Origin of the sequence: Anaerococcus senegalensis JC48, from assembly GCF_000321005.1 — a bacterium.
In the GTDB taxonomy this organism is placed as follows: Bacteria; Bacillota; Clostridia; order Tissierellales; family Peptoniphilaceae; genus Anaerococcus; species Anaerococcus senegalensis.
The window spans coordinates 870,389-895,620 of sequence record NZ_HE578907.1; the positions used below are offsets into that span (position 1 = coordinate 870,389).

Here is a 25,232-nt window from a genome sequence, read left to right on the forward strand (position 1 = left end):
AAAAAGACAGCCTACAACACTTGTATATAAGCTATCTTATAAAACTTGGCACGCCAAAGAGGAATTGAACCCCTATCTTAAGCTTCGGACACTTTTGTTTTACCATTAAACTATTGGCGCTTGATGGTTATATTGGAAAATTGTATCCTATTTAAAAATCTTAAATCCATAAGGGTATTTCCAAGTCCCGAATCTATATATATTTGTGAATTTTCATATTTAAATAATCCCTTATCATATTTTGGAAAATATCCTTCTCCAGGTGCTAGTAAGGCTCCTATTATTGGAAATCTAACTTGTCCTCCATGAGTATGACCTGAAAAAATTATATCCATATTATCACAAAGATTTTCTCTAGCATTTTTAGAAAAATGACTTAAAATAATATTTAAATTTTTATCATTAGTATTGTAGTTTTCAAATGAATAATTATAATAAGAAAGTCCATAAATATAAATTTTTTCTTTTCTTATTTCTAAATATTGCCCATCATTTTTCAAATATTTTATACCCAATTTCTCAATTTCTTTTATAAATTCATCAAGCATTGGACCTGCTTCTTCATGATTTCCTGTAATATAATAAGTTTTTATCCCTAATTTGGAAAGCTCAGCTAAAAAGTTTATTGCCTTATTAAATTTTTTAACAACTCCATAGTCATTTATATCCCCAGTTAATATAATAAAATCAGGGTTAAATTCTAAAATTTTTTTCTTGAAATATCCCATGTTTCTTAAAATATTTGAATGAAAATCACTTATTTGGGTAATTTTAATATTTTCTTTTAATTTATCGTTCATAATATTAACCCTTACTTCTTTTGCCCACTTGCATTGGTAAAAAATATAAGATAAAAGAAGTAAGATTGTTATAAATATTATTAATATTATTGTCTTAATCATCTAATTTTTCTATTCTTTCCATAAAAATTTCTGAGGACATATCTGATGGTAATAAATATCCTCTTCTCGGAGAAAATGACTTTTCGCTCATAGCTGGACCATCAACTGATACTGATCTTTTAAACTGACTTGATGTAAGTCTTTTATAAAATGATTTTAGCCATTTTTTTATTGTTTTACTATCATATTCATCTCTAAAGGCTGATTTTGCTTTTTGATAAGTTTCTTCTATTGAACAATTTTCTAAAAATTCATATGTGAAAAAGTCAATTAGTTCGTAAGGCCCTATTATATCTTCTGTTTTTTGGCTAATTTTATCTTCACTTTCATTTTTAAGTTCTGGTGAAATTGGAGTTTTTAAAATATCATCTAAAACTTCTCTTAATTTTTCATTTTCAGTTTTTTCAACTAAATATCCTACGATATATCTCAATTCGGTTTTTGTTAAAGACGCATTTATAGCATAAGATGACATGTGATCTCCGTTATATGTTGCAAAACCTTGAGAAATTTCTGACTTATCTCCGGTACCAATAACTATTGCATTTTCCATATTTCCCTTGTCAAATAAAATTTGTGTTCTTTCTCTTGCTTGGGCATTTTCATAGGCTATATCTTGAATTTTTCCATCATGACCTATATCTTCCAAGTGGATATTTACAGCATCTTTTATTACAATTTCATTTAATTTTATTCCAAAGGCTTCTGCTAGTTTATAAGCATTTGTTTTTGTTCTTTTGCTAGTTCCAAAAGCTGGCATAGTATATAGTAAAATATTTTCTTTTGGAAGATTCATTTTTTCAAAGGCTTTTACAATAAATAAAAGAGCCATAGTTGAATCAAGCCCTCCACTTAGGCCTAAAATAACTTTTTTACATGAGATAGACTCCATTCTTTGAATCAAAGCATTTGATGCGATTTCAAAAGCATCATTTACATATTTTTCTTTGTCTGTTTTAATATATGGATATTTATTAATTTCACCAACATCTGATGAATCATTAAAATGAAAGCCTTCAGAAAATAAATCTGCATCTACATCAAAATATTTACTAAAGTCGGCTAGTTCTTCCCTATTACTTTTTATTATTTGCCCATCTTTTCCAACAATATTTAAACCCTCATATACAAAATCAGTTGAGCTTTCTCCAGGTCCTGTACTTGAAAATAAGTATGTTGTATTTTGTGATAAAAACTTAATTTTTTCCTCAATTTTTTCCCTAGAACCAATAAATCTTGTTTTTGCACTTGGATTTAAAATAATATCTATGTCGTTATTAGATTTTGCAATTAAAGAATCAGGGATAATTTTATCCTCATTTTCTCCAACACTTAAGCTTATTTTTATCCCATCTATTTCAAGAAAAGATTTATTATAGATATTAATATACTCACCTTTTACTACAATAAAATCATCTTTTAGCAAATCAAAAATATATTTTTCATGGTCTTTAAAATTATCCTTAAAAAATCCACCAAGAATTTCCCCTTCTTTTAATAAAAAGACCATATCAATTATTTTATTTCCTAACTTAATTGGAAGACCAAGAGAAAATAAAGTATCAATATCTTCAGAGAATTTTTTCAAATCGAATAAACTATCAAGACAAGAATTTAAAATATCTTCATTTTTGAAACCATCATACAAACTTGCACCAGTAAGACATAATTCAGGTAAAAGTAAAATATTTACAAGATCATTATTAGCTTTTTTTACTACTTCTTTTATTTTTTTTGTATTATAAGATACATTTCCTACTTTAATTTTAAAATTATCAGCTCTTAATTTTAAATTTTTTTTCATAATATCCCTCTAATTTCTTAACTTATAAATAAAATTATAAAATTAAATTTACTTATTACATTATACCATAATTGACTTTTACACGCATTATTGATTAATTACTAAATTTTTTTAAAGAATAATAATATATTTAATTTGATAAAATTTATAAGGATTTGATATAATTATTTTAGGAAAACGTTAAATAATTTACAATTTTGTCAAATCTTTATTTAATAATTTAATTAATTAAATATTATATTTAGAAAGGAAAAATAATGAATAAAAAAGCAATTATATTAGCACTATCAATTATTATGCTAACAGGATGTGGGAAAAAGAAAGAATATACAAATTCAACAAAAAGTAATAAGACTTCTATTGAAAGTAGCGAAAAAGCAAAAGATGATAATAAGTCTAATATAAATAAAGAAAAAGAAAATAAAGATGCTGAAAAAATTGATGATGATAGCTTTGTAAATCCAAAAAATATAGGAAAAACTATAGGTAATGATCAGCTTGACTATAAAATTAAAAAAGCTGGAGTAAAAGAGAACGAATATACAACTGGGCCATTTAAAGTTAAAATTACTGGTGTATCTGCAGGAATTATGACACCAAAATCAGAAGAAATGAAGTCTTTTTTGCAAGATAAGGAAAATACCCAAGTAATAATTTTATTTGCCAATGTTGAGAATACAGAAGACAAGAAGGCTAATCTATACTTAAATCAATCACTAATAACAACAGATACACAAGAACAACTAGAACCAGATTTATTACTATCTGAGGGAAGTGGAGAATTTTTGTCTGCTGTTAAACAAGATATGACTATGGTATATTATCCTCAAACTGATGTAGAAAAAACCAAAGAAATTGTTCTTCATGTTGAAGCTCCAAGCGATGAAAATTTTGAAACTATAGGAGATGAACTTAAAATTACAATAACATTTAATGATAAAGGTGAATTTGAATCTATTAAATAAATATTAAATCAATTATATTTATTCTTAATTAATAAAAAATTTTATACATCAAAAAACTGCCATAAAATGTGGCAGTTTTATAATTTTTAAGATTATTTTTGATCTTTTGCTTTTTGAACTTCTTCTCTTCTTTTTTTCATTGATTCGAAGATTCCTTCTACTAAAGCATCCATATCTGGTTCTTTTGCAGATTTTAGTGATGAAACTATATTTACTTGTTCTGGAAGAACATCTATCAATTTCATTTCTTCGTCCAAGAATTTTTCCATTTTTTCTCCAGCTGTAGGAGCCCAAGATCCATTATCCATTATAGAAATTGCTCTATTTTGTACGTTAAGAGCTGCCATATCATGGATAAAGTCTTTCATTTTTGGATAAATTCCAAGGTTGTATGTTACTGATGCAAGAACTATATTTGAATATTTAAATGCATCTGAAATCAAATATGAAACGTCTGTGCTTGATACATCTCTTAAAGAAATATTTGTCATTCCTTTTTCAGCAAGTTTTGATGCTAGAGCTTGAGCAGCATATTCTGTATTTCCATACATTGATGCATAAGCAATTAATACACCTTCTTCTTCTGGTTGGTAGCTTGACCATTTGTTGTATTTATCTAAGATATAACCGAAGTCTTTTCTCCAAACAAGTCCGTGAAGTGGGCAGATATATTTGATATCAAGTCCACTAGCTTTTTTAAGAACTGATTGAACAAATGTACCATATTTACCTACGATATTTGTGTAGTATCTTCTTCCTTCATCTAACCAATCTCTATCCCAGTCTACTTCATCAGCAAAAAGTCTTCCGTCATTAGATTTAAATGAACCAAATGCATCTGCTGAGAATAAAACTTTGTCAGTTAAGTCATAAGTCATTAAAACTTCTGGCCAGTGAACCATTGGTGCTTCCACGAATGTATATTCGTGTTTACCAAATGAGATTGAATCTCCTTCTTTTACTTCTATATATCTATCATCTACATGATATCCAAATTGTCTCATAAATAAGATAGCTTTTTCACTAGCAATTATTTTTACATTTGGATAATAATGTAGCATTAATTCAATTGCTGAACAGTGATCTGGTTCCATGTGTTGAATAATCATATAATCAAGATCACGATCACCAAGTACTCTAGATACATTTAATATATATTCTCTTGTAATAGACCAATCAACTGAATCTATTAATACTGTTTTTTCATCCATTAAAAGGTATGAGTTGTATGAAACACCGTCTATAGGAAAAATATTTTCAAATAGAGCAAGTCTTCTATCATCTCCACCTACATAATATAAGTCGTCTGTAACTTTTCTAACTGTATACATATATTCCTCCTACTACTTTCTATCTTCTGGTACATCCATTTTAATGAATTGATCTTTACCTTCTCCTGAAACTGGTGAAACCCAAGAATCTGGTAATTTATCGAATGGTGTTCCTGGTTCAATTCCATTTTCTGGATCTCCTTCTTCTGGATTATATTCATATCCTGAACCTAAATCTACATAGATTGGATTTGTAGGAGCCATTTTTCTTGGTTTTGATCTTTTGATTTTTTTCATAGGTGGTGCTGGTTTCTTTTCTTCACCATTATCTAATTCTTTGATTAGAAGTGGAAGAATTTCCATAGCATCTCCAACTATACCATAATCACAGTTATTGAAAATTGGTGCATTTTTAGAATTATTAATTGCAACAATTGTTGAAGCATTTTTAATTCCTTTTAAGTGTTGACCTGCTCCAGATACACCTACACCAATGTATAAGTTTCCTTTAAATGTTTGTCCACTCATACCAACGTATCTATTAATATCAACATATTTTAATGTTTCTGCTACTGGTCTTGATGATGAAATAGCTGCACCTGCTTGATAAGCTAAATCTTCTATCAATTTCATATTTTCTTTATCACCTATACCACGACCTGCTACTACTATTCTTTCAGCATCTGGTATTGGTGTGTAAGGATCAATTCCTACAGTAAAGTCATATCCGTCCTTTTGAAGTGCTGCGACAAGCTTTTTAACTGCTTCCTTAGGATCTCCCTCATAGATTTCTCCTTTTCTGACTCCGGCAATGGGTCCAGATTTTTTGTTAGATCCAACAGTTTTAACTTTTGGTGCTCTACCAACAGTATGAGCTCCAACAACTACTCTCATTATTTCATTTGTACCTTCGTAGATTTGTGTAATCTTAGAATCTCTGTAGAATCTTTCAACATCGATACCTTTGATAAATCCAGATCCACCGTACATTTGTAATGCTTCATTTGTAATTTTTGATGCAAGATCAGATGCAAATTGTTTAGCCATAGCTGCGTCTGCAGAATATCTTTCGTGATTTTCTTTCATTTCAGCAGCAGAATAAATCATAAGTCTTGCAGCTTTTAAATATGTTGCCATATCAGCAAGTTTAAATGTATTTGCTTGAAGGTGAGCTATTGGCATACCAAATTGTTCTCTTTCTTTAGCATATGATAGAGCTGATTCATAAGCACCTTGAGCAATTCCTAGAGCTTGTGAAGCTATACCAATTCTACCACCATCAAGAGTTGCCATAGCAATTTTAAATCCTTGACCTTCTTTTCCAAGTAGATTTTCTTTAGGAACTTTTACATTATCGAAATGTAATTCGGCTGTACATGAAGATCTAATACCTAATTTATCGTAGTGATCAGAACATGTAAATCCTTCCATGCCTTTTTCAACAATAAATGCTGAAATACCATGAGTTCCAATTCCTGGAGTTGTTACTGCAAATACTACATATGTATCTGCTTTTGGAGCGTTAGTAATAAATATTTTTTTACCATTTAATATATATCTTTCGCCATCCAAATCTAGTTCAGCTGTTGTTTCAGTTCCACCTGCATCAGATCCAGCATTTTCTTCTGTAAGACCAAATGCACCGATTTTTTCACCTTTTGCTAAAGGAGTTAAATATTTTTTCTTTTGTTCTTCAGTACCAAAAGCAAAAATTGGCCAAGAACCTAAAGATGTATGTGCAGAACAAATTACTCCAACACCACCATCTACTCTTGATAATTCTTCAACTGTGATCGCATAGCTCATTACGTCTAAACCTTGACCACCGTATTTCTTAGGATAAGGAATTCCTAAAAATCCTAATTCTCCCATTTCCTTTACTATTTCGTCAGGAAATTCATTATTTTGATCAAGTTCAAAAGCTATTGGTTTAACTTTTTCTTCAGCAAATTCTCTGACTTTTTTACGTAAAGCTTCATGCTCATCTGTTGTTTTAAAAAGCATATATTCCTCCTAAAAAAATATAATATCCATTTTTGTTTTACAATATAATTTTATACTGAAAATGTTTTTTTGTCAACACAATTTATTTTTATAATGTTAAATAATATAAATAAAAAAACACTGAATAAATAATTTTTGTAAAACTCGTTATAGTAAATATATATCCTAAATCTCTATATTTAATCAATCTTTTTGATTTTTTTGAGATTTTTTATTTTATATAAAAAATTATTTAGTATAAAATTTGAGAAAAAGTTTTCTAAGGAGATTATTTAAATTCAAATGTTCAAATGCTTTATTTTTTATTTAATTTTGTTTTTAATAAGGTATAATAATTCTAAGAAAAATATAATTTTGGAGGTTATATGCAATTTATAAAAAAAGTTTATGACAATATTTATTGGGTTGGCGCCAATGATAGGGCATTAAAAAGATTTGAAAATATGTTTACCCTACCTAATGGTGTTTCTTACAATTCATATATTATAAAAGATGATAAAAACGTATTGATGGATGGTTCTGATTCTTCTGTAATTAGAACTTATCTTGATAATGTTGAATCTGCTCTTGATGGGGAAGATTTAGACTATATTGTAGTTCAACACATGGAACCTGATCATTGTGGATCTATTGATTTTATCCTAGATAAATATCCTAATTGTAAATTTGTAGGAAATCAAAAAACTATTAAATTTTTCCACCAATTTTATCCAAATGATAAATTTGATGAAGATAGATTTGTTGAAATTAAAGATGGGGATGAATTAAACATTGGTAAAAGAAATTCAAAAGTTTGTTTTTGCTCCAATGGTACACTGGCCAGTAGTATTTACGACATATGAAACAACTGAAGGTTTATTCTTCTCAGCAGATGCTTTCGGTTCTTTTGATGTTCTCGAAGGACATATTTCTGCTAAACACTACATCAAAAAACAATCATGGCTTGATGAAAATAGAAGATATTATATAAATATAGTTGGAAAACAAGGTAGAATGGTAACAAATCTTCTCAAAAAAGTTTCTGATTTTGAAATTAATGCAATCTTCCCTCTTCATGGACCAGTTTATGATGATAAAGAATCTATTGAATTTATTCTTGATAAATACGATAAATGGGCAAATTTCAAGCCTGAAAGTAAGGGTGTAGAAATTGTATTTTCTTCAATGTATGGAAATACAGAGCTTGCTGCTGATGTTTTAGCTTCAAAACTTGATGAACTTGGAGTTGAAGAAATCAAATTATATGATGTTTCAGATACTGATTATTCATATATTATTGCTGATAGCCATAAATATTCTAACCAAGTATTTGTTGCAATGAACTATAATGCAGGTCTTTATCACAAAATGGATGCTCTTTTAAGAGAATTAGTAGGAACTGGATATCAAAACAGACACATCTCATTCATCCATAACTTCTCATGGGGTGGAAAATCTCTAGAACAAGCAAAAGAAATTCTTGAAAGTGGAAAACATGAATATATTGGAGAAGATTTCATTATAAATTCTTCTATGAAAGATGATCAAGAAAAAACTCTTGAAGATTTAGCTAAGGCTATTAAAGAAGATTTAGATAAGTAAAGATATTAAAAGGATGCGAAATTTCGCATCTTTTTTTTTACAAAAAAAGAGCATATTTCTATGCTCTTAATTATTTCAGTCTTTTGGTTTGTCTTCATCTGGGATGTTTTTGTTATCATATGGAGATTTATAAATTGATTCTTTAGCAAATTGTTTTACTGCTTTTCCTGTTTTAAGTTCTGAAATTAAGGTTCCAGGTCCTCCAACGCATCCTCCAACACATGCCATTCCTTCTAATAAAAGTCCATCTTTTCTTCCAAGTTTTGCCATTTGTGCTAGTTTTACACAATCAGCAAGTCCTTCTGCTTTTTCAACTTTTACATCTAAGTCTGGATTTATTTCTACAATTCTTCTTTTTACAGCTTCAGCTACTCCTCCGCTTACTGCATAATTTCTTCCAGTTTCTGATGCATCTTGCCATTCTTCATCTACTTTTATTTCTGCAGGATCAATGTCTTTTGATAAGAACATTCCCATCAATTCTTCATAAGTTATTACATAATCAATTGTTTCTGCAACTTCTGGTCTTCTTGCTTCAAGTTTTTTAGATATACATGGACCTATAAAAGCTACTTCTGCTTGATCATCCATTTTTTTGATGTGTTTTCCTGAATAAATCATAGGTGTTGATGATTCAGAAATTTTATCGTTTATTTCTGGGAATTTTTTCTTTACCATTAATTTCCATGAATAGCAACATGATGTACCCATAAATGGAATTTTTTCTGGAACACTTTCTACATATTCATGTGCTTCATTTAGAGTAGTTAAATCTGCTCCCAGTCCGACTTCTATTACATCTTTAAAACCTAATTGTTTTATTGCTTCTTTTATTTGAACAGGGGATGCCATTTGTCCAAATTGTCTTACAAATGATGGAGCAACTATAGCATATACATGTTGATGTGTATTTAGTGCTTTTGCTAATTGATAAATTTCTGTTTTATCAGATATCGCTCCAAATGGACAAGCTGTTATACATCTTCCGCAAGCTACACATTTATCATCATCTATTTCTGCTCTACCTAATTGATCGCTTTTTATTGCTTTTACACCACAAGCTTCTGCACATGGTCTTTTTGTATGAGCAATTGCATTGTATGGACAAGCTTGAACGCATTTTCCACATTTAATACATTTTTCTTGGTCAATTATTGATCCATCTGATGTATAAGTTATTGCATTTTTTGGGCATACATTTACACATGGGTGAGCAATACACGCTCTACAAGTATTAGTTACTTCAACTCTATTTTCAGGACATGCTTCACAAGCAATTTTTATAACTGAAACGAGTGGTGGCTCATATTTTTTTATATCAAAATCTTCATCATCAAGTCCATCTGTTATAGCTCCAGTATTATCTGCAGTTCTTGCATGAAGACCTACTCCCATTCTAAGTCTTTCGCCCATTACAGCTCTTTCTCTAAAAATATTTTCTCTGTAAGATGCTTCTTCTCCTGGAAGTATGTCAAAAACTTCTGTTGCTATATCATATATTGGCCTATTTTCAAAAGCAATTTTTGCTATATGTTCGAAGGCCATTCTTCTAATATTTAATATGTTTATGTATGTTTCTTTCATTATTTATTCTTTCCTTTAAATATTATTTAAAATTATTTTCAAATGCCTTATCTAATATGTACTCCATGATAACTTGTGTTTTAGCATTTGTAAATACTTTTCCATCAACAATTACAACTGGTGCATTTTTTTTATTTTTTTTACACTTGTCGTTACAAGTTACCATTTCTATTTCTAATTCTGTTTCTTGTATTTCTAAATCTTCTTTGTATAATCTATCATTAAATTCTTCTACAAAGTCAGATAATCTGTTATAGATTATATCAGATCCTAGCATAGTACATCTTGCTCCTGCACAAACTTCTATCTTCATATTTACTCCTTAAATTTTTTTATAATTACTCATTATAATTATATCAAATAAATATAAATTTTAAAATCATTTATAAGGAATTGATATTATAAATCTAGTTCCATAACCATATTTACTTTCTACTTTTATATCGTAGTTTAAATAATCGCATATATGTTTTACAATTGATAAACCTAGTCCTGTCGATTTTAATGTTCTTGTTCTTTGTTTATCTGCAACATAAAATCTTTCAAAAATTCTTGGTAGATCCTCTTTTTTAATTCCTATGCCTTTATCTTCTATAATTAATTTAATAAATCTTTTACCTTTAATGTATTTTATAGCTATTTGACCATTTACCTTATTATATTTTATTGCATTTTCATAAATATTTGTTATTAGATCTGTAAAAAGAGATTCATGAGTTCTAATATATATATCATCAATTTCATTTAATATCTTTATATTTTTTTTGTCTGTTAGTCTATTAAATCTTTGGATGCAGGATTCTACTACATTTTTAATATTTATTTCATTTCTACCTTCTTCAAGATTTTCTTCATCTAGTTTTGATAATTTTAATATGTCATCAATTATATTTAAAAGTCTGTTTCCTTCTTCATTTATTATTTGTCCAAATTTCTTTATATCGTTATTTTTTACAAGACCTGTAGCAATTAGTTCAGCATATCCATTTATACTTGTAAGTGGAGATTTTAATTCATGAGTTACATTTGCAGTAAATTCTCTTCTCATTATCTCAGCTTTTTTATTTTTAGAATCATCTATTACTATGATAATATAAGAAACAATTTCTTTATCGATTATAGGATCAATAAAGAGTTTTACACTTATTTCATCAATATCTATGCTTATATTTTTTCCTCGTTTTAAAAGTCTTGTTTGTCTAAGAGCTAACTTATAGTCATCATTATCAACTAAATTATCTAATTTTTGATCTCTTTTTATTCCTAATAAATTTTTAGCAGCTTCATTTAAAACTTGAATATTGCCATTTTTATCAAAATAAATAAAGCCTTCTTCCATATTAGAAGTAATCTTTTCTATATTTAAAATTCTTGATTTTAGTTTCAAATTTTCTTCTATTAGTAAATTCTTTTGATTATTAAAATTTTCTATATAAAATTTGGGATCATTTTTAAAGTTATTAAATTCTTTTTTATCATTAATTCTATCTTTAAAAGGATTTAACAGTTTTTCATGTAATGAATTAGTAATATAGATATTTATTAAAAGTGCTAATAAAATACCTATTATTAATAAATATGATTTTTTAAAAATATAAATAACGAGACTATCATTATAATATTTGATAGCTAAAATTCTTCCCTTATATTTTTTTGCAAAATTATTTTCTTCTTTTCTTATAAAATTTTTCTTAAATTTTTTTACTATATCAGTATTATCAAATTCATAATTTTTTATTATATTTATGTCAATTCCAGAATTATACAAAACTTTCCCATCACTATCTTTCAATAGAATATCAAGATTGTAAGAATTCTTAAAATCATCTAAATTATCTTTATCAATATCCCTATAAGTAAGAAAGCTCAAGGAATTTTCTACAAATTCATCTTGAGCTTTTTTTTCTTTATTATATGAAAATAAACAAGATACTATAAAAATAATAAAAATAAGCGAACTTGTGATAATATTAATATTTCTATTAATTATTTTTTTCATATCTCTCCAAGTTTATATCCTAAATTTCTTACAGTTTTTATGTGTATTCCTGCTGATTTTAATTTGTTTCTAAGACTTGCTATGTGGACATCAACCGTTCTGGTTTCTCCCTCATAATCATAGCCCCAAATTTTTAATAGAAAATCTTCTCTCGTAATTACATTACCAATGTTTGCCATAAATAACAAGAGCATTTCAAATTCTTTATAAGTTAAATCAATTTTTTTGCCATCAATTTTTACAGTTCTTTTTTTGATATTTACTTCAATATTTGCATAAGTTAAATGCTCTCTATCCTTTTTCTCGCTTCGTCTTAATACAGCTTTTACCCTAGATATTAATTCTAAAATTGAAAAAGGTTTAGTAATATAATCATCTGCACCACTTTCAAGTCCTAAAACTTTATCATATTCACCGTCTCTTGCAGTAAGCATTATTATTGGCACAGTTGAAAACTCTCTAATTTCTTTTAATATTTCCAAGCCATCTTTTTCAGGTAACATTACATCAAGAATTAATAAATCCACGCTTTCTTTTCTTACCAAATCTACAATATCCAGACCATCTTCAAACCCTTTAACTTGATAATCTTTTTCTGATAAGGCATATAATACTAAATTTCTAATTGCCTTGTCATCTTCTACAACGTATATCATAATCTTGTTGAATAATCAGCTATTTTTGCTAGCCTATCTCCAAGCCTTTCAAAATATTTATAAAAAAGTACTTTTTCTGATAATTCCATAGGTGTAATTAGGTCTGATTTAGTTAGTTTTACAAGATAATGGATACAATCTTCAAATAATTTATTATTGATTTCATCATCTTCTATAGTTTTTAAGGCAAGTTCATTATTATTATCTTCAAAACTTTGAATTCCATTTAAATTCATATTCTTTTGATTTTTTATAAAAGTTTTTACAAAATCCTTCTCTTCAGCTCTTAAAGGAAATTCTAAAATAATTGCAGCAGCTTGAGCTATGTGATTAGATACTCTTTTATAAGTTGATGCTAATTTTATTGACATTTGTAAAAATCTTAAATCTTTAGCTACAGGTTGTTGAAGAGCTAACAAATCATAGCAAAATCTTTCAATATCTGCTGCATATTTTCTAATATCATGATCAAGATCAATTATTTCTTCTAGGTTAATTTTTTGGTCATTTTCAAGATAAAGTTTAAACCTATCATAAGATAATTGAATTAAATCTGATATGTTTTTTTCCATTTGTCTAATATTTTCTAAATCTTCTATATATCTTGTTCTCATATCAGCCAAACCTTCCTGTTATATAATCTTCTGTTCTTTTATCTTTAGGATCATTAAATATTTTTTTTGTCTCATCCATTTCAAGAACTTCTCCAGTCAAGAAAAATGCTGTTTTATCTGAAATTCTTGCTGCTTGTTGCATATTGTGAGTAACTATTACTATAGTATATTTACCCCTTAAATCTTCTAATAATTCTTCAATTGATGCTGTTGAAATTGGATCTAGGGCACTTGTAGGTTCATCCATCAAAATAATTTCTGGATTTACAGAAAGAGCTCTTGCTATACAAATTCTTTGTTGTTGTCCACCAGAAAATGATAGGGCATTTCTGTCTAGTTTATCCTTAACTTCATCCCATACACTTGCTGATTTTAAAGATTTTTCTACTATTGCATCAAGTTCATCTTTATCTTTGATTCCATCAATTTTTGGACCATAAGTAATATTATCATAAACAGATTTAGAAAAAGGATTTGGAGTTTGGAATACCATTCCTACATTTCTTCTTAGACTAACTACATCAATGTCTTTTTTATTTATATCTTTTCCATCAATTTCTATAAGACCTTTTATATGACAATCAGCAACTAAATCATTCATCCTATTAAAACATTTTAAAGTTGTAGATTTACCACAGCCACTTGGTCCTATAAATGCAGTAATTTCATTTTCTTTAATTTCCATATTTATTTTTTTTAAAGCTTGAAAATCTCCATAGAATAAATCTAAATCTTTTACATTTATTATAGTTTTTCTATCTTTATTTAAATTCGATTCATTATTTCCAAAAAAAGTTTTTATCCTTGTTTCATTATTTGTTAAATTACTATTTATATCTTTTGTTTTTTCCATTATTATCTCCTTATTCTATTATTGCTTTTGATATTTTTGCTGATACAAAGTTTAAAACTATTACAAAAATAAGTAATAGTACTGCAGTTGCATAAGCCTCATTCACATGAAATCCTTCAGTTGATAATACATACATATGAACTGCCATTGTTCTTGCAGAATCAAATAAGGATGAAGGTGTTTTCGCAACTGTTCCCATAGTATAAATTAATGCAGCTGATTCTCCAACTATTCTACCAGTTGACAAAAATATTCCTCCCAAAATTCCATTTATAGCTTCTGGAATTACTATTTTAAAAATTGTTTGAATTTTTGTTGCTCCAAGAGCCAAAGATGCATGAGCTTGAAGAGGATTTACATTCAAAATCGCCTCTTCTGTAGTTCTAATTATTGTGGGTAGAATCATTATAGCCACTGTCAAACATCCTGCTATTAATGAGTATCCTAAATGTAGGGCATCTACAAAAAATAAATATCCAAACAAACCATACACAATCGATGGAATTGATGAAAGAATCTCTGTTGCAAATCTTACAGATTTTATCAAAAGTTTATTTTTTGCATATTGAGATAAATAAATCGCCGTAAATATACCAATCGGGATGGTTATAATTAGAGTAATTATTATTGACAAAAATGTCGTAACCAAAGCTGGTATAATTGAAACATTTTGTGATGTATATTTTAATTCAAAAAGTGATGGAGAAATATTTGGTATACCATTAAATAAAATATAAGCGATTATTATTCCTCCCACAGCAAATCCTAAAAGTGATAGGATATAAATTAATATTTTAAAAGAATTTTTCATCTTTCACCTCTACATTCTTGATTGATCTTTATCTCTGATAAAGTTAAATATTATATTTATCAAAAGAATAAATACAAATAATACCATACCTGTTGCTATAAGTGATTCTCTGTGAAGACCTGATGCATAGCCCATCTCTAAAACAATATTAGTTGTAAGAGTTCTTACTCCATCAAGTAAAGATCCTGGCATTCTTGGTTGATTTCCAATAACCAAATACACAGCCATTGTCTCACCAATTGACCTACCAATTGCAAGAATTATTGATGAATAAATACCGCTTTTTGCATAAGGAACCATAACTTTTCTAATAGTTTCTTCTTTTGTTGCACCCAGTGCAAGGGAACCTGTATAAAAAACTGAAGGTACTTGCTCTAATGAATTTTTTGAAATATTTACCATAGTTGGAAGAATCATTATTGCTAATAAAATTGATGCAGTTAACATATTCATTCCTCCAGTTTTAAATGTTTTTGAAATAAATGGAACCAAAACCATCATTGCAAAAAATCCATAAATTATTGAAGGAATTGCTGCCATCAAATTTATAAGGCCATTCAAAAAATTATATGATTTTTTAGAATAATAAGCCAAATATATTGAAACAGCAAGACCAAAAGGAACTGCAATTAGGGCAGAAACTAAAGTTACTAAAATTGAACCTAGAATCATTGGTCCAATTCCAAAAAATGCTGGTTTTGCAGTAGGTGCCCATTTTGTTCCAGTAATAAATTTTAAAAGTCCATATTGATTAACAAAATTAATTCCTGATTTAAAAATAAAAAATGTAATTAAAATTATTAAAATAATAGACATTATGGCAGAAATCAAAAATACAATTTCACCAAATTTTTCTTTTATTGATTTCATTTATCTTAACTCTCCTGTATTTGTAATCTCTCCTTTATAAATATCTCTAAGTTGTTTTAAACTTAAGTTATTTATCTCTTTATTATCCTTATTTACAATAATTGCAATTCCATCAATTGCAAAAACTTCAGATGATAGATTTTTATCTTCTAATTTATTTGAAATCATAGCTATATCAACCACTCCATCTTTTACATTTTTAAGCCCTGTAAGAGATTCATTCGATAAAACTTCCACTTCAACATCTTTATTTAATTTTTCATAATTTTCTGCAAGTTTTTCAACAACTGAACTAAGTGAAGATGATCCAGTTATAGTTAATTTTCCTTTTAGATCTTTTGATTTATATTCTTTCTCATTGGTAATAGCAAGAAGTCCATCTTCTTCAATTAGTTTTTTTGCACTTTTACTTTTTACATAAGTCAAAAAATCTTTTGACAAATCTGTCAATGAATCTTTTTTGTAAGCAAGTCCAAAAGGTCTTTGCAATTTATAATCTCCACTTTCAATACTATCTTTATTTGGACTAATTCCATCAATCTTTACAGCTTTTACACTATCATCCAAAGCTGTAAGAGATACATAAGCAATTGCAGTCTTATCTACTCCAACTGCTTTCAAAACTCCATTTGTAGAATTAATTACCATAGAATTATCTGTAGTCATATCTTCGTGATTTCCTTTTTCATCTTCTTTTATCAATCCAACTTGTTCAATAAAACTTTTTTTAGTTCCTGAACCATCTTCCCTACTTGTAACTGTAAGGTCAAAATTTTTACCATCTATAACATTATTTTGATTTTTACCTGAACATGAGCTTAGTAAAATTAATGTCGATAGAAATAATAATAATTTTTTTACCATAAAAACTCCTTTATTTCTTTCTCTACATAATAATATTAAATACATATATCAAATAAATAAATCTTATGTAAAATATATGTAAAGTTTGTAAATAATAAAAATAAGCTCAAAGGAAGTTTTCCTCTAAGCTTATTTTAATAATTATTTGCTTAATTCAGATGTGTTTTTAACTTTTCCTGAGAATATTTCTTTTAATTGATCTTTGGTAAGATCATTTATTTTTGTATCATCTTTATTAACTACAACTGCTATTCCGTCTTTTGCTAAAACTTCAACTTGTAATTTATCTTTTTCTTCATCTTTTAATTCTCTTGATGCCATAGCAATTTGACTTACATCCGAAATTGTAGATTCAATTCCTGCAGATGATCCTGTTGATTGAATTTCTATATTTGCATCTGGATTTACATCTTTATATTTTTCTACAAGTTTTTCCATAAGTGGAGTAACTGATGTAGAACCTGCAATTGTTAAGTTACCCTTGATTTTTTTTGCTTCATAATCTTTAGCTTCAACTTTAATATATCCTTCTTTTCCTACAATTTCTTGAGCATCTTTACTAAGTACAAATGCTAAAAAATCTTTTGCTAAATCATCAAGCTTTTCTTCTTTAAATGCAAGATTAAATGGTCTTTGAAGAGTATAATCACCAGCTTCAATATTTTCTTCAGTAGCTTCTGCACCATCAACTTTTACTTTTTGTACACTATCATTTACGCTTCCTAATGAAACATAACCAATTGCTGATGGGTCTTGAGATACAGTTTGCATTACACCATTTGTAGAATTTTGTACAACAGCTTCATCAGTTGTTAAATCTTTCTTTTCGCCATCTTTTTCTTCTTCAAGACCAACAAGTTCAATAAAAGCTCCTCTTGTTCCAGAACCATCTTCTCTTGATACTACAGTTATATCAAAATCTTCTTGATTAGATTTAGCTGTATCTCCATCTTTTTTTTCATTAGCAGTGCTTGCACTTTCAGTTTGACTGGATCCATTTGATCCATCATTTGCCTTATTATCCTTATTTCCACAAGCTGACAAAATCATTGATAATGAAAGTGCAGCAACAATTATTTTTGAATTTTTAATTTTCATCATTTACTCCTTTAATATTTGTAACTTCATTATGAATAATAAAGCTTATTTATTTTAAAATGATTATCTAATTGTAAAATTTATGTTAATTTATTTAATATCTTGTAATTTAAAACAAAACACATATAATTTAATAGTAAAAAAAAATTAGTAATAGGAGAGAATATGTACGATATAAAAATACCAGAAAATTATCAAAGTGATAAAAATTTATATAAGACACAATTGTTAATAAAGGAAATAAAGGATTTTTTCCAAATAAATTTATCTAATAATTTAAATTTAAAAAGAGTAACAGCACCTTTATTTGTAGAAAATTCTACTGGTCTTAATGATAACCTATCTGGTGTTGAAGAGCCTGTTAAATTTACACTTCCAGAAGCAAACAACGCCAATATGGAAATTGTCCATTCTCTTGCAAAATGGAAAAGATATGCCTTAAAAGAATATAATTTTGCAATGTATGAAGGATTATATACTGACATGAATGCAATTAGAAGATGTGAAGAGCCTGACAATACTCATTCTTTCTACGTTGACCAATGGGATTGGGAAAAAATAATTAAAGATACCGATAGAAATGTTGATTATCTAAAATCAACAGTTCTTACAATTTTTAATACTTTAAGAGCCTTGGATGAATATCTTTGTAAATTAATTCCAAAAAGAGTTAAACTCTTACCAAATGATATTAAATTTTTAACTAGTCAAGAATTAATTGATGAATTTCCAGAATGTAAAGACAGTAAGGAAAGAGAAAAAGCTGCATGTAAAAAATATAAGGCTGTATTTTTAATGCAAATTGGAAAAGTTTTATCAAATGGAAAAGTTCATGATATGAGATCTCCAGATTATGATGATTGGAACTTAAATGGTGATATTTTAGTTTACAATCCAGTTCTAGATGACCAATTAGAATTATCATCAATGGGAATAAGAGTTGATTCTAAAACTTTAAAAGAACAATTAAAAATTGCTGATTGTGAAGATAGATTAAAATTCAAATATCATAATTTGCTTATAAACAATAAACTTCCACAAACAATAGGTGGAGGAATCGGACAATCTAGGTTATGTATGTTCTTTTTACAAAAAGCTCATATAGGAGAAGTTCAAGTTTCATATTGGCCAGATGAATTAAGAGAAGAATTGAAGAAAAAATCAGTAAATTTATTATAATTTTGTATAAAAAAAAAGGACTTATTAGAGTCCTTTTTTTATTGGTCAAATTCTTTAATTTTTTCTATAAAAATTTTTCCGTATTGTTTTAATTTTTTATCTCCAACTCCCTTAATTTTTAAAAAATCTTTTTCATTTTTAGGTTTTAATTTTGCCATTTCTGACAAAGATGCATCAGAGAATACTATAAAAGGTGGGATATTTCTTTTTCTTGAAATTTCTAATCTTAATTTTTTTAAATTATTAAATAAATCACTATTATAGGAAATATTTTCACTAAATTTATCAATTTTTTCTTTTTTATTTTCTTCTTTTAAATCTCTAATATAAATTTTCTTTTTAGAAAATAAAACTTGTTTAGATTTTTCATTTAATTTTAAAATGGGATATTTTAGTCCAGAAACCTTTATATAACCATCAGCAACCAATACTCCTATCAAATCTTTAATATATTTAGAAGATTTATCTTTCATTATTCCAAATGTAGAAAAATTTTTTAAATTTTTTTCTTTAGAATTTTTATTATTTGATCCTTTCAAACAATCCACAATAGTAGAAATTCCATATCTTTGATCAAGCCTATAAATACAAGATAAAACTTTTTGACTATCAATACTAGCATCAATTTTTTCATAATCATCTAAACAATTAGAGCAATTATCACAGTTTTCTTCTGAATCTTGACCAAAATATTCTAGGATAAATGATCTTAGACACTTACTTGTATTTACATAGTTTATTATCGTTTGAAGTTTTTCAAGTTTTATCAGTTGATATTGTCTATTATTAGTTTGAGAAATCAAATATTTATTTACAACAATATCTTGGCCAGAATAAAGTAGGATAGCATCTGATTTTTCTCCATCTCTTCCTGCCCTACCTGCTTCTTGATAATATGATTCCATATCTTTAGGCATATTCATATGAATTACATATCTTACATCAGACTTATCAATTCCCATCCCAAAGGCATTTGTTGCTATAATTATATTTTTCCTATCATAAATAAAATCTTCTTGATTTTTCTTTTTTTCTTTATCGGATAAACCAGCGTGATAATAAGTTACATCATAAGATAACTTTTTTAAATATTTATAGCAAGTTTCAACTCTTTTTCTTGTAGATGCATAAATTATTCCAGACAAGTCTTTTTTATCTTTTAAATAATCCCTTATATAAGAAAGTTTATCCTTTGGCTTTCTAACTTCAAACAATAGATTTTCCCTATCAAAACCTGTTACTTTTACAAAAGGATTATTCAAGCCAAGGTTTTTTATAATGTCTTCTCTTACAGATGATGTAGCAGTAGCAGTAAAGGCTGCTATTTGAATTTTTTTATCAAATAAATCATAAATTTGAGGAATTATTTTATATGATGGTCTAAAATCATGTCCCCACTGAGAAATACAATGAGCCTCATCTACTGCTATAAATGAAATATTTAGATTTTTTATAAAGTTAATGAAAAATTCATTTTCTAATCTTTCGGGAGAAATATATAAAATTTTAATTTTATTATTTTTTATTTTTCTTAAAGTATTTGTATAAGCTTCTATATCCTGGCTAGAATTTATAAAGGCTGCATCAATACCATTTTCGATTAATGAATCAACTTGGTCTTTCATAAGTGAAATTAAAGGAGAAATAACTAAACAAATTCCATCAATCATTAAAGCTGGTAATTGATAACAAATCGACTTTCCTCCACCAGTTGGAAGAACGCCTAATACATCTTTACCTTCTAAAATATTTTTAATTAATTCCTCTTGTCCTTTTCTAAAAGAATCATATCCAAAATATTTTTTCAAATTATCTAAAATATCCATATATCACCTATTTTTTTCTAAAAAAAATAATTAAGCATAAAACTTAATTATTTCCTTCTATATTATCATTGTCTTGGTTTATATTAAGATCAGGCTCATCTAAAGGTATAGATGAATCATCACTAATTTCATTTGGAGAAGTTATAAACTCTTCATCTTTCATAACTTTTCCTTCATCTTTGTTTATTAAAATATCACCAATTTTGGTTTTCAAATTAAGAGTCTTCTTTTTATTATTTCCTGTAGAATATCCATCCAAAATATTTCTATAAGAAACATTACCCAACACAAAATTACCAACATTTAACTTAGCATTTATATTAAAAGCCTTGATTGAATCCTTTGTAGAAATTTCTATATCCCCATTTTCATTTTCCAAATTTTGATCTGCCTTTAATTTGCTATTTTTTAAAATAATATTTCCAACCCTAGTTTTAAAATTTGTATCCTTAACTTCAGAATTTTTAACTAAAATCGATCCAACATCATTAGTAACAGTGCCTGTAATTTTTGACTTATTAAAGCTGATATTTCCACTTTCTAAATTAAGATCCATATCCTTACTATTTAAATCGGAAATTTTTATATCTCCAGCTCCAACTCTACCTTTAATACTTTCAATAGATTTATTCTTTGGTAAAAAAATTCTTACAATTTGAATTTTATTCTTCATATAAAGTTCTTTGCCCTTAATATCAGATGATAACTTTAAATTCCCATCTTTAAATTTTGTTTTAACTTCATATGAATTATCATCCTTATATAAATTTGTATATTCTACGTAAGGATTAGTTGAAGATTTTTCAATTCTAACATCACAAGTATTCAAATCAAAATCTATTGATTTTAAATCATCTAAATCAACTCTCATAATCTTTGACGAATTGTAAGAATTTTCATTTATTTCCTGGAAAGATTTTCCATTCTTATTTTTAAAATTAATATTCCTAGATAATAAAAAAATCAAGACTAAAATAATTAGGGCACAACCCCCTATAATCAATTGCTTCTTATCAAGTTTAAAGCTATTATTTTTTTTATCTTTACTCATTTAACTCTCCCATAATAACTAGCTTTCTAAATTTCTATAATCTATGCTATCAAGATAAAGCCCACCTGCTTTTAAAGTTGGATTCGCTCTTTTTTTATTATTTTTATCGAAATAATATTTAAAATCATCAAGGCTGATTTTTCCGCGACTAAGCTCAATCAAAGATCCAGCCATAATCCTAACCTGATTATGAAGAAAACTTTCAGCCTTAAAATATAAAAATAGCCTATTTTCATTTAAAATAAAATAGCAATCATCAATTTTTCTTACTGTATTTATTATATCATTTTTATCACTTAGCATAAAGGCTCTAAAATCATGCTCTCCCTTTAAAATTTCCATTCCTTTTTGAAGCTTATCAAAATCCAATTTATATGTTATATTTTCCATATAATTTCTATAAATTGGATGAAGAATTTTATCAAGAGATATAATATATTTGTAAGTTTTAGTTTTTACAGAAAATCTCGCATGAAAATTTTTTTCAACTTTTTTGGATGAAAGTGCCAAGATATCTTCTGGTAGATATTTTTTTAAATGAAAATGAAATTTATCAGATCTAATTTCTTTAGCTGTCAAAAAATTTACATACATTTCATTAGCGTGGACTCCACTGTCTGTTCTTCCACTTGCGATAATCCTATTTTTTTCGCCAGTAACTTTTCTTATCGCTTCTTCCAAATCTTTTTGAACAGTTCTTTTATCTTTTTGAATTTGAAATCCTTCAAATAAAGATCCATCATATTGAATCTTTAATAAAATATTTTGAATACTCATATGAAAAATTTAACAATAACTACAAGACAAAACAAAGTGAATAAGATTAAAACAAGATAATCTATTTTGGTCATTTTTATTTCATTAAGTCTAGTTCTTTCTCTACCAATTCTATAAAGTCTAGCTTCCATAGCTGTTGCAAGATCATCACTTCTTTTAAAAGAATTTATAAAAAGCGGAACCAAAAGAGGAATCATATTTTTTGCCCTATTAATAATATTTCCAGATTCAAAATCTGCACCTCTTGCCATTTGTGCCATTTTTATTCTTTGAGCTTCTTCAAATAAAGTTGGAATAAATCTTAGAGAAATGGAAACCATCATAGCAAGCTCTCCTGCCGGAAATCCAAATCTTTTTAAAGGAGAAAATAATTTTTCTAATCCATCAGTAAGCTCCATTGGAGAAGTTGTAAAAGTCAAAACTGAAGTAGCAACGACAATCATAATAATTCTTACAAACATAAAAATAGTTTTATAAAGACCCTCATAAGTTGCAGTTAAAGAAAATATTGTAAAAAGTGTCTTACCACTTGTTGTAAATAAATTTATAAGTCCTGTAATTAGTAAAATCCAAATCAAGGGCTTAATACTTTTTATTAGTGATTTTACAGGTATTTTTCCTATATAAATCATAATAATTAATAAAACTACAAAAGGAATATATCCTATAAAAGTTTGGACAAAAAATATAGTTATTATAAAAAGTAAGGATGCTATTAATTTAACTCTTGGATCTAAGCTATGAATAAATGTATCATATGGTAAATATTGACCTATTGCTATATTACTCATTTTTAGCCTCCAAATATTTTTTTAATTCTAAAACAGCATCTTCAACTGTATAAATGTCATCTCTTACAATTTCATCTTTTTCTTTTAAAGCCTTCATAAATTTTGTAACTTGTGGAATATCAAGGCCTATTGATAAAAGATCAGTTTTTGTAAAGGTATCATAGGTTGACTTATCAGAAAAAATTTCTCCTTTATTCATTACAATTACTCTATCTACATATTTTGCAACATCTTCCATAGAATGGGAGACTAAAACTATAGTTAATTCTGGATCTTCATCATATAATTTTAAAATTTCTCCAAAAATCTTATCTCTACCTTTTGGATCAAGACCTGCAGTTAATTCATCCAAAACCAAAACTTTTGGATTCATAGAAATAATTCCACAAACTGCAACTCTTCTTTGTTGACCCCCAGATAATTCAAAAGGAGATTTTTCAGAAATTGTTTCATAATCTAGTCCAACTGCAGCCATAGATTCTTTCACTCTTTTTTCAATTTCTTTTTCATCAAGTCCCATATTTTTAGGACCAAAGGCAATATCTTTTGCAACTGTCTCTTCAAATAATTGATTTTCAGGATATTGAAAAACTAGTCCAACCTTAAATCTAATATCTCTTCTTGTACTCTTTTGTTTTGTATTAACTCCATCAACAAAAACATCTCCATTTGTTGGAATCAAAAGCCCATTTAAAAGTTGAACAAGGGTTGATTTTCCTGATCCAGTTTGTCCAATTAGCCCAATTATTTCATGTTTATTTATTTCTAGATTTACATTTTTTAGAGCATAATTTTTCTCTTCATTTTCTTCATTATAAATATAATCGACATTTTTTAATTCTATTTTCATATTAGCTCCAAAAATTCTTCTATATTTAATGGTAATTTTTCAAAATTATATCCATCTTTTTCAAGTTCATAGGCAATTTCTGTAACTTGAGGAACTGTAAGCCCTAACTCTTTCATCTCTTTTACTTTTGAAAAAACCTCTCTAGCACTTCCCTCAAGAGCTTTTTTTCCCTTATTTAAAACAATTATCCTATCTGCAAGTGCTGCCTCTTCCATATAATGAGTTATATGAACTACAGTTTTTTTATATTTTTTATTTAAAGTTTGTATTATATCCATTACATCACTTCTACCTTGAGGGTCAAGCATTGCTGTTGGTTCATCAAAAATAATACAATCAGATAACATAGCTATAACTCCTGCTATAGAAACTCTTTGCTTTTGTCCACCAGAAAGTTCAGAAGGAGATCTTTTCACATAATTTTCCATGCCAACAAGTTTTATTGCTTCGTCAACTCTTTGTCTTAGTTCAGGATTTTTTACTTGCAAATTTTCAGGACCAAAAGCAACTTCATCTTCTACTGTTGTTGCAACAATTTGATTATCTGGATTTTGAAATACCATAGAACATTTTTCTCTAATATCCCAAATTTTATCTTGATCTTTAGTATTCATTCCAGAAATCCAAATGTCTCCATTTGTTGGAAATATTTGACCATTTAAAAGTTTTGCAAGTGTAGATTTTCCAGAACCGTTATGACCTAATATTGCTACAAATTCACCCTTATTAATTGATAATGACAAATTATTTAAGGCATTTGTATATTCTATATTTTCATTTTCATCCGAATCATTTTTATAAGAAAAATTTAAATTTTCTATTTTAATCAATTTTTCTTCCTTTCAATTTTTTTATACATAAAAAGTGACTATCTAAAAAATA

Annotated in this window: 22 protein-coding genes, 1 tRNA gene and 1 pseudogene; 3 read left to right on the forward strand and 21 right to left on the reverse strand. The window is 27.4% G+C overall.

What is annotated here, in order from left to right; translation table 11 throughout:
* Positions 1-46: 46 nt before the first annotated feature.
* The 3 genes from ASHG_RS09210 to nadE all read right to left on the reverse strand — a co-directional run bounded on the left by ASHG_RS09210 (position 47) and on the right by nadE (position 2,706).
* Positions 47-120, reverse strand: a tRNA-Arg gene (locus ASHG_RS09210).
* Entirely contained in the window at positions 111-902 is a 792-nt protein-coding gene (locus ASHG_RS08745) for a metallophosphoesterase (protein ID WP_051145897.1), read from the reverse strand. Before ASHG_RS08745 ends, ASHG_RS09210 begins: the two co-directional genes overlap by 10 nt.
* A complete protein-coding gene (gene nadE / locus ASHG_RS04410) occupies positions 895-2,706 on the reverse strand; it encodes an NAD(+) synthase (protein WP_040397783.1) in 1,812 nt (603 codons plus the stop codon). Before nadE ends, ASHG_RS08745 begins: the two co-directional genes overlap by 8 nt.
* 257 nt (positions 2,707-2,963) lie before the next feature.
* Between nadE and ASHG_RS04415 the strand changes: the two genes are divergently transcribed.
* A complete protein-coding gene (locus tag ASHG_RS04415; RefSeq protein ID WP_040397785.1) occupies positions 2,964-3,671 on the forward strand; it encodes a hypothetical protein in 708 nt (235 codons plus the stop codon).
* A gap of 92 nt (positions 3,672-3,763) precedes the next feature.
* Here ASHG_RS04415 and ASHG_RS04420 read toward each other — a convergent pair whose 3' ends face one another.
* Together ASHG_RS04420 and ASHG_RS08880 are read right to left on the reverse strand one after the other, a co-directional pair.
* The gene (locus ASHG_RS04420; protein WP_040397786.1) at positions 3,764-5,002 is read right to left on the reverse strand and encodes an FprA family A-type flavoprotein; all 1,239 of its coding nucleotides are present in this window, start codon (positions 5,000-5,002) and stop codon (positions 3,764-3,766) included.
* Positions 5,003-5,014: 12 nt separating this feature from the next.
* The gene (locus ASHG_RS08880) at positions 5,015-6,946 is read right to left on the reverse strand and encodes an acyl-CoA dehydrogenase family protein (RefSeq protein ID WP_084689279.1); all 1,932 of its coding nucleotides are present in this window, start codon (positions 6,944-6,946) and stop codon (positions 5,015-5,017) included.
* 365 nt (positions 6,947-7,311) lie between these two features.
* Here ASHG_RS08880 and ASHG_RS04430 point away from each other — a divergent pair.
* Positions 7,312-8,527 (forward strand): annotated as a pseudogene (locus ASHG_RS04430) (FprA family A-type flavoprotein).
* A 75-nt stretch (positions 8,528-8,602) separates the two neighbouring features.
* Here ASHG_RS04430 and ASHG_RS04435 read toward each other — a convergent pair.
* The 10 genes from ASHG_RS04435 to ASHG_RS04480 all read right to left on the reverse strand — a co-directional run bounded on the left by ASHG_RS04435 (position 8,603) and on the right by ASHG_RS04480 (position 17,876).
* Positions 8,603-10,111: a 4Fe-4S dicluster domain-containing protein gene (locus tag ASHG_RS04435; protein WP_040397787.1), complete on the reverse strand. Its 1,509-nt coding sequence runs from the start codon at positions 10,109-10,111 to the stop codon at positions 8,603-8,605.
* A 22-nt stretch (positions 10,112-10,133) separates the two neighbouring features.
* On the reverse strand, positions 10,134-10,424 hold the full coding sequence (locus tag ASHG_RS04440) for an NAD(P)H-dependent oxidoreductase subunit E (protein ID WP_040397788.1): 291 nt from the start codon (positions 10,422-10,424) through the stop codon (positions 10,134-10,136).
* 66 nt (positions 10,425-10,490) lie between these two features.
* Positions 10,491-12,110 (reverse strand): sensor histidine kinase, encoded by a 1,620-nt coding sequence (locus ASHG_RS04445; protein WP_040397789.1) that lies wholly within the window; start codon positions 12,108-12,110, stop codon positions 10,491-10,493.
* The gene (locus ASHG_RS04450) at positions 12,107-12,766 is read right to left on the reverse strand and encodes a response regulator transcription factor (protein WP_040397790.1); all 660 of its coding nucleotides are present in this window, start codon (positions 12,764-12,766) and stop codon (positions 12,107-12,109) included. Before ASHG_RS04450 ends, ASHG_RS04445 begins: the two co-directional genes overlap by 4 nt.
* On the reverse strand, positions 12,763-13,380 hold the full coding sequence (locus ASHG_RS04455; protein WP_040397791.1) for a phosphate signaling complex PhoU family protein: 618 nt from the start codon (positions 13,378-13,380) through the stop codon (positions 12,763-12,765). The genes ASHG_RS04450 and ASHG_RS04455 overlap by 4 nt, the downstream gene beginning before the upstream one ends.
* Position 13,381: 1 nt before the next feature.
* Positions 13,382-14,233, reverse strand: coding sequence for a phosphate ABC transporter ATP-binding protein PstB (gene pstB, locus ASHG_RS04460; RefSeq protein ID WP_040397792.1), 852 nt, complete (start codon positions 14,231-14,233; stop codon positions 13,382-13,384).
* A 10-nt stretch (positions 14,234-14,243) separates the two neighbouring features.
* Positions 14,244-15,044 (reverse strand): phosphate ABC transporter permease PstA, encoded by an 801-nt coding sequence (pstA, locus tag ASHG_RS09000; RefSeq protein ID WP_040397793.1) that lies wholly within the window; start codon positions 15,042-15,044, stop codon positions 14,244-14,246.
* A 9-nt stretch (positions 15,045-15,053) separates the two neighbouring features.
* Complete coding sequence (gene pstC / locus ASHG_RS09005; protein WP_040397795.1) at positions 15,054-15,914, reverse strand: phosphate ABC transporter permease subunit PstC; 861 nt, start codon at positions 15,912-15,914, stop codon at positions 15,054-15,056.
* Positions 15,915-16,778 (reverse strand): substrate-binding domain-containing protein, encoded by an 864-nt coding sequence (locus tag ASHG_RS04475; RefSeq protein ID WP_040397796.1) that lies wholly within the window; start codon positions 16,776-16,778, stop codon positions 15,915-15,917.
* A 141-nt stretch (positions 16,779-16,919) separates the two neighbouring features.
* The gene (locus tag ASHG_RS04480; RefSeq protein ID WP_040397799.1) at positions 16,920-17,876 is read right to left on the reverse strand and encodes a substrate-binding domain-containing protein; all 957 of its coding nucleotides are present in this window, start codon (positions 17,874-17,876) and stop codon (positions 16,920-16,922) included.
* 165 nt (positions 17,877-18,041) lie between these two features.
* On the opposite strand from ASHG_RS04480, the gene asnA reads away from it, so the two are divergent.
* Complete coding sequence (asnA, locus tag ASHG_RS04485; RefSeq protein ID WP_040397801.1) at positions 18,042-19,055, forward strand: aspartate--ammonia ligase; 1,014 nt, start codon at positions 18,042-18,044, stop codon at positions 19,053-19,055.
* Between the two features lie 38 nt (positions 19,056-19,093).
* Here asnA and recQ read toward each other — a convergent pair whose 3' ends face one another.
* Genes recQ through ASHG_RS04515 form a run of 6 tightly spaced genes read right to left on the reverse strand, consistent with a single transcriptional unit; the run spans position 19,094 to position 25,180 of the window.
* A complete protein-coding gene (recQ, locus tag ASHG_RS04490) occupies positions 19,094-20,881 on the reverse strand; it encodes a DNA helicase RecQ (protein WP_040397803.1) in 1,788 nt (595 codons plus the stop codon).
* Positions 20,882-20,924: 43 nt separating this feature from the next.
* Positions 20,925-21,932, reverse strand: a complete 1,008-nt coding sequence (locus ASHG_RS04495; RefSeq protein WP_040397804.1) for a DUF4097 family beta strand repeat-containing protein — start codon at positions 21,930-21,932, stop codon at positions 20,925-20,927.
* A gap of 18 nt (positions 21,933-21,950) precedes the next feature.
* On the reverse strand, positions 21,951-22,709 hold the full coding sequence (gene truA, locus ASHG_RS04500) for a tRNA pseudouridine(38-40) synthase TruA (RefSeq protein WP_040397805.1): 759 nt from the start codon (positions 22,707-22,709) through the stop codon (positions 21,951-21,953).
* A complete protein-coding gene (locus ASHG_RS04505) occupies positions 22,706-23,500 on the reverse strand; it encodes an energy-coupling factor transporter transmembrane component T family protein (protein ID WP_040397806.1) in 795 nt (264 codons plus the stop codon). The genes truA and ASHG_RS04505 overlap by 4 nt, the downstream gene beginning before the upstream one ends.
* Positions 23,493-24,350 carry an energy-coupling factor transporter ATPase gene (locus ASHG_RS04510; protein WP_040397807.1) on the reverse strand — a complete coding sequence of 286 codons (858 nt, stop codon included), beginning with the start codon at positions 24,348-24,350 and terminating at the stop codon, positions 23,493-23,495. The genes ASHG_RS04505 and ASHG_RS04510 overlap by 8 nt, the downstream gene beginning before the upstream one ends.
* Positions 24,347-25,180: an energy-coupling factor transporter ATPase gene (locus tag ASHG_RS04515; RefSeq protein ID WP_040397809.1), complete on the reverse strand. Its 834-nt coding sequence runs from the start codon at positions 25,178-25,180 to the stop codon at positions 24,347-24,349. The genes ASHG_RS04510 and ASHG_RS04515 overlap by 4 nt, the downstream gene beginning before the upstream one ends.
* Between the last annotated feature and the right edge of the window lie 52 nt (positions 25,181-25,232).

Coding starts and splice junctions, on each gene's coding strand:
- ASHG_RS04440 (WP_040397788.1), bottom strand. CDS start 10,424: ATGAAGATAGAAGTTTGTGCAGGAGCAAGATGTACTATGCTAGGATCT.
- pstC (WP_040397795.1), bottom strand. CDS start 15,914: ATGAAATCAATAAAAGAAAAATTTGGTGAAATTGTATTTTTGATTTCT.
- nadE (WP_040397783.1), bottom strand. CDS start 2,706: ATGAAAAAAAATTTAAAATTAAGAGCTGATAATTTTAAAATTAAAGTA.
- ASHG_RS04435 (WP_040397787.1), bottom strand. CDS start 10,111: ATGAAAGAAACATACATAAACATATTAAATATTAGAAGAATGGCCTTC.
- ASHG_RS04455 (WP_040397791.1), bottom strand. CDS start 13,380: ATGAGAACAAGATATATAGAAGATTTAGAAAATATTAGACAAATGGAA.
- ASHG_RS04450 (WP_040397790.1), bottom strand. CDS start 12,766: ATGATATACGTTGTAGAAGATGACAAGGCAATTAGAAATTTAGTATTA.
- asnA (WP_040397801.1), top strand. CDS start 18,042: ATGTACGATATAAAAATACCAGAAAATTATCAAAGTGATAAAAATTTA.
- ASHG_RS04475 (WP_040397796.1), bottom strand. CDS start 16,778: ATGGTAAAAAAATTATTATTATTTCTATCGACATTAATTTTACTAAGC.
- ASHG_RS04420 (WP_040397786.1), bottom strand. CDS start 5,002: ATGTATACAGTTAGAAAAGTTACAGACGACTTATATTATGTAGGTGGA.
- ASHG_RS04505 (WP_040397806.1), bottom strand. CDS start 23,500: ATGAGTAATATAGCAATAGGTCAATATTTACCATATGATACATTTATT.
- ASHG_RS04510 (WP_040397807.1), bottom strand. CDS start 24,350: ATGAAAATAGAATTAAAAAATGTCGATTATATTTATAATGAAGAAAAT.
- truA (WP_040397805.1), bottom strand. CDS start 22,709: ATGAGTATTCAAAATATTTTATTAAAGATTCAATATGATGGATCTTTA.
- ASHG_RS04495 (WP_040397804.1), bottom strand. CDS start 21,932: ATGAGTAAAGATAAAAAAAATAATAGCTTTAAACTTGATAAGAAGCAA.
- pstA (WP_040397793.1), bottom strand. CDS start 15,044: ATGAAAAATTCTTTTAAAATATTAATTTATATCCTATCACTTTTAGGA.
- ASHG_RS08880 (WP_084689279.1), bottom strand. CDS start 6,946: ATGCTTTTTAAAACAACAGATGAGCATGAAGCTTTACGTAAAAAAGTC.
- ASHG_RS04480 (WP_040397799.1), bottom strand. CDS start 17,876: ATGAAAATTAAAAATTCAAAAATAATTGTTGCTGCACTTTCATTATCA.
- pstB (WP_040397792.1), bottom strand. CDS start 14,233: ATGGAAAAAACAAAAGATATAAATAGTAATTTAACAAATAATGAAACA.
- ASHG_RS08745 (WP_051145897.1), bottom strand. CDS start 902: ATGATTAAGACAATAATATTAATAATATTTATAACAATCTTACTTCTT.
- recQ (WP_040397803.1), bottom strand. CDS start 20,881: ATGGATATTTTAGATAATTTGAAAAAATATTTTGGATATGATTCTTTT.
- ASHG_RS04415 (WP_040397785.1), top strand. CDS start 2,964: ATGAATAAAAAAGCAATTATATTAGCACTATCAATTATTATGCTAACA.
- ASHG_RS04445 (WP_040397789.1), bottom strand. CDS start 12,110: ATGAAAAAAATAATTAATAGAAATATTAATATTATCACAAGTTCGCTT.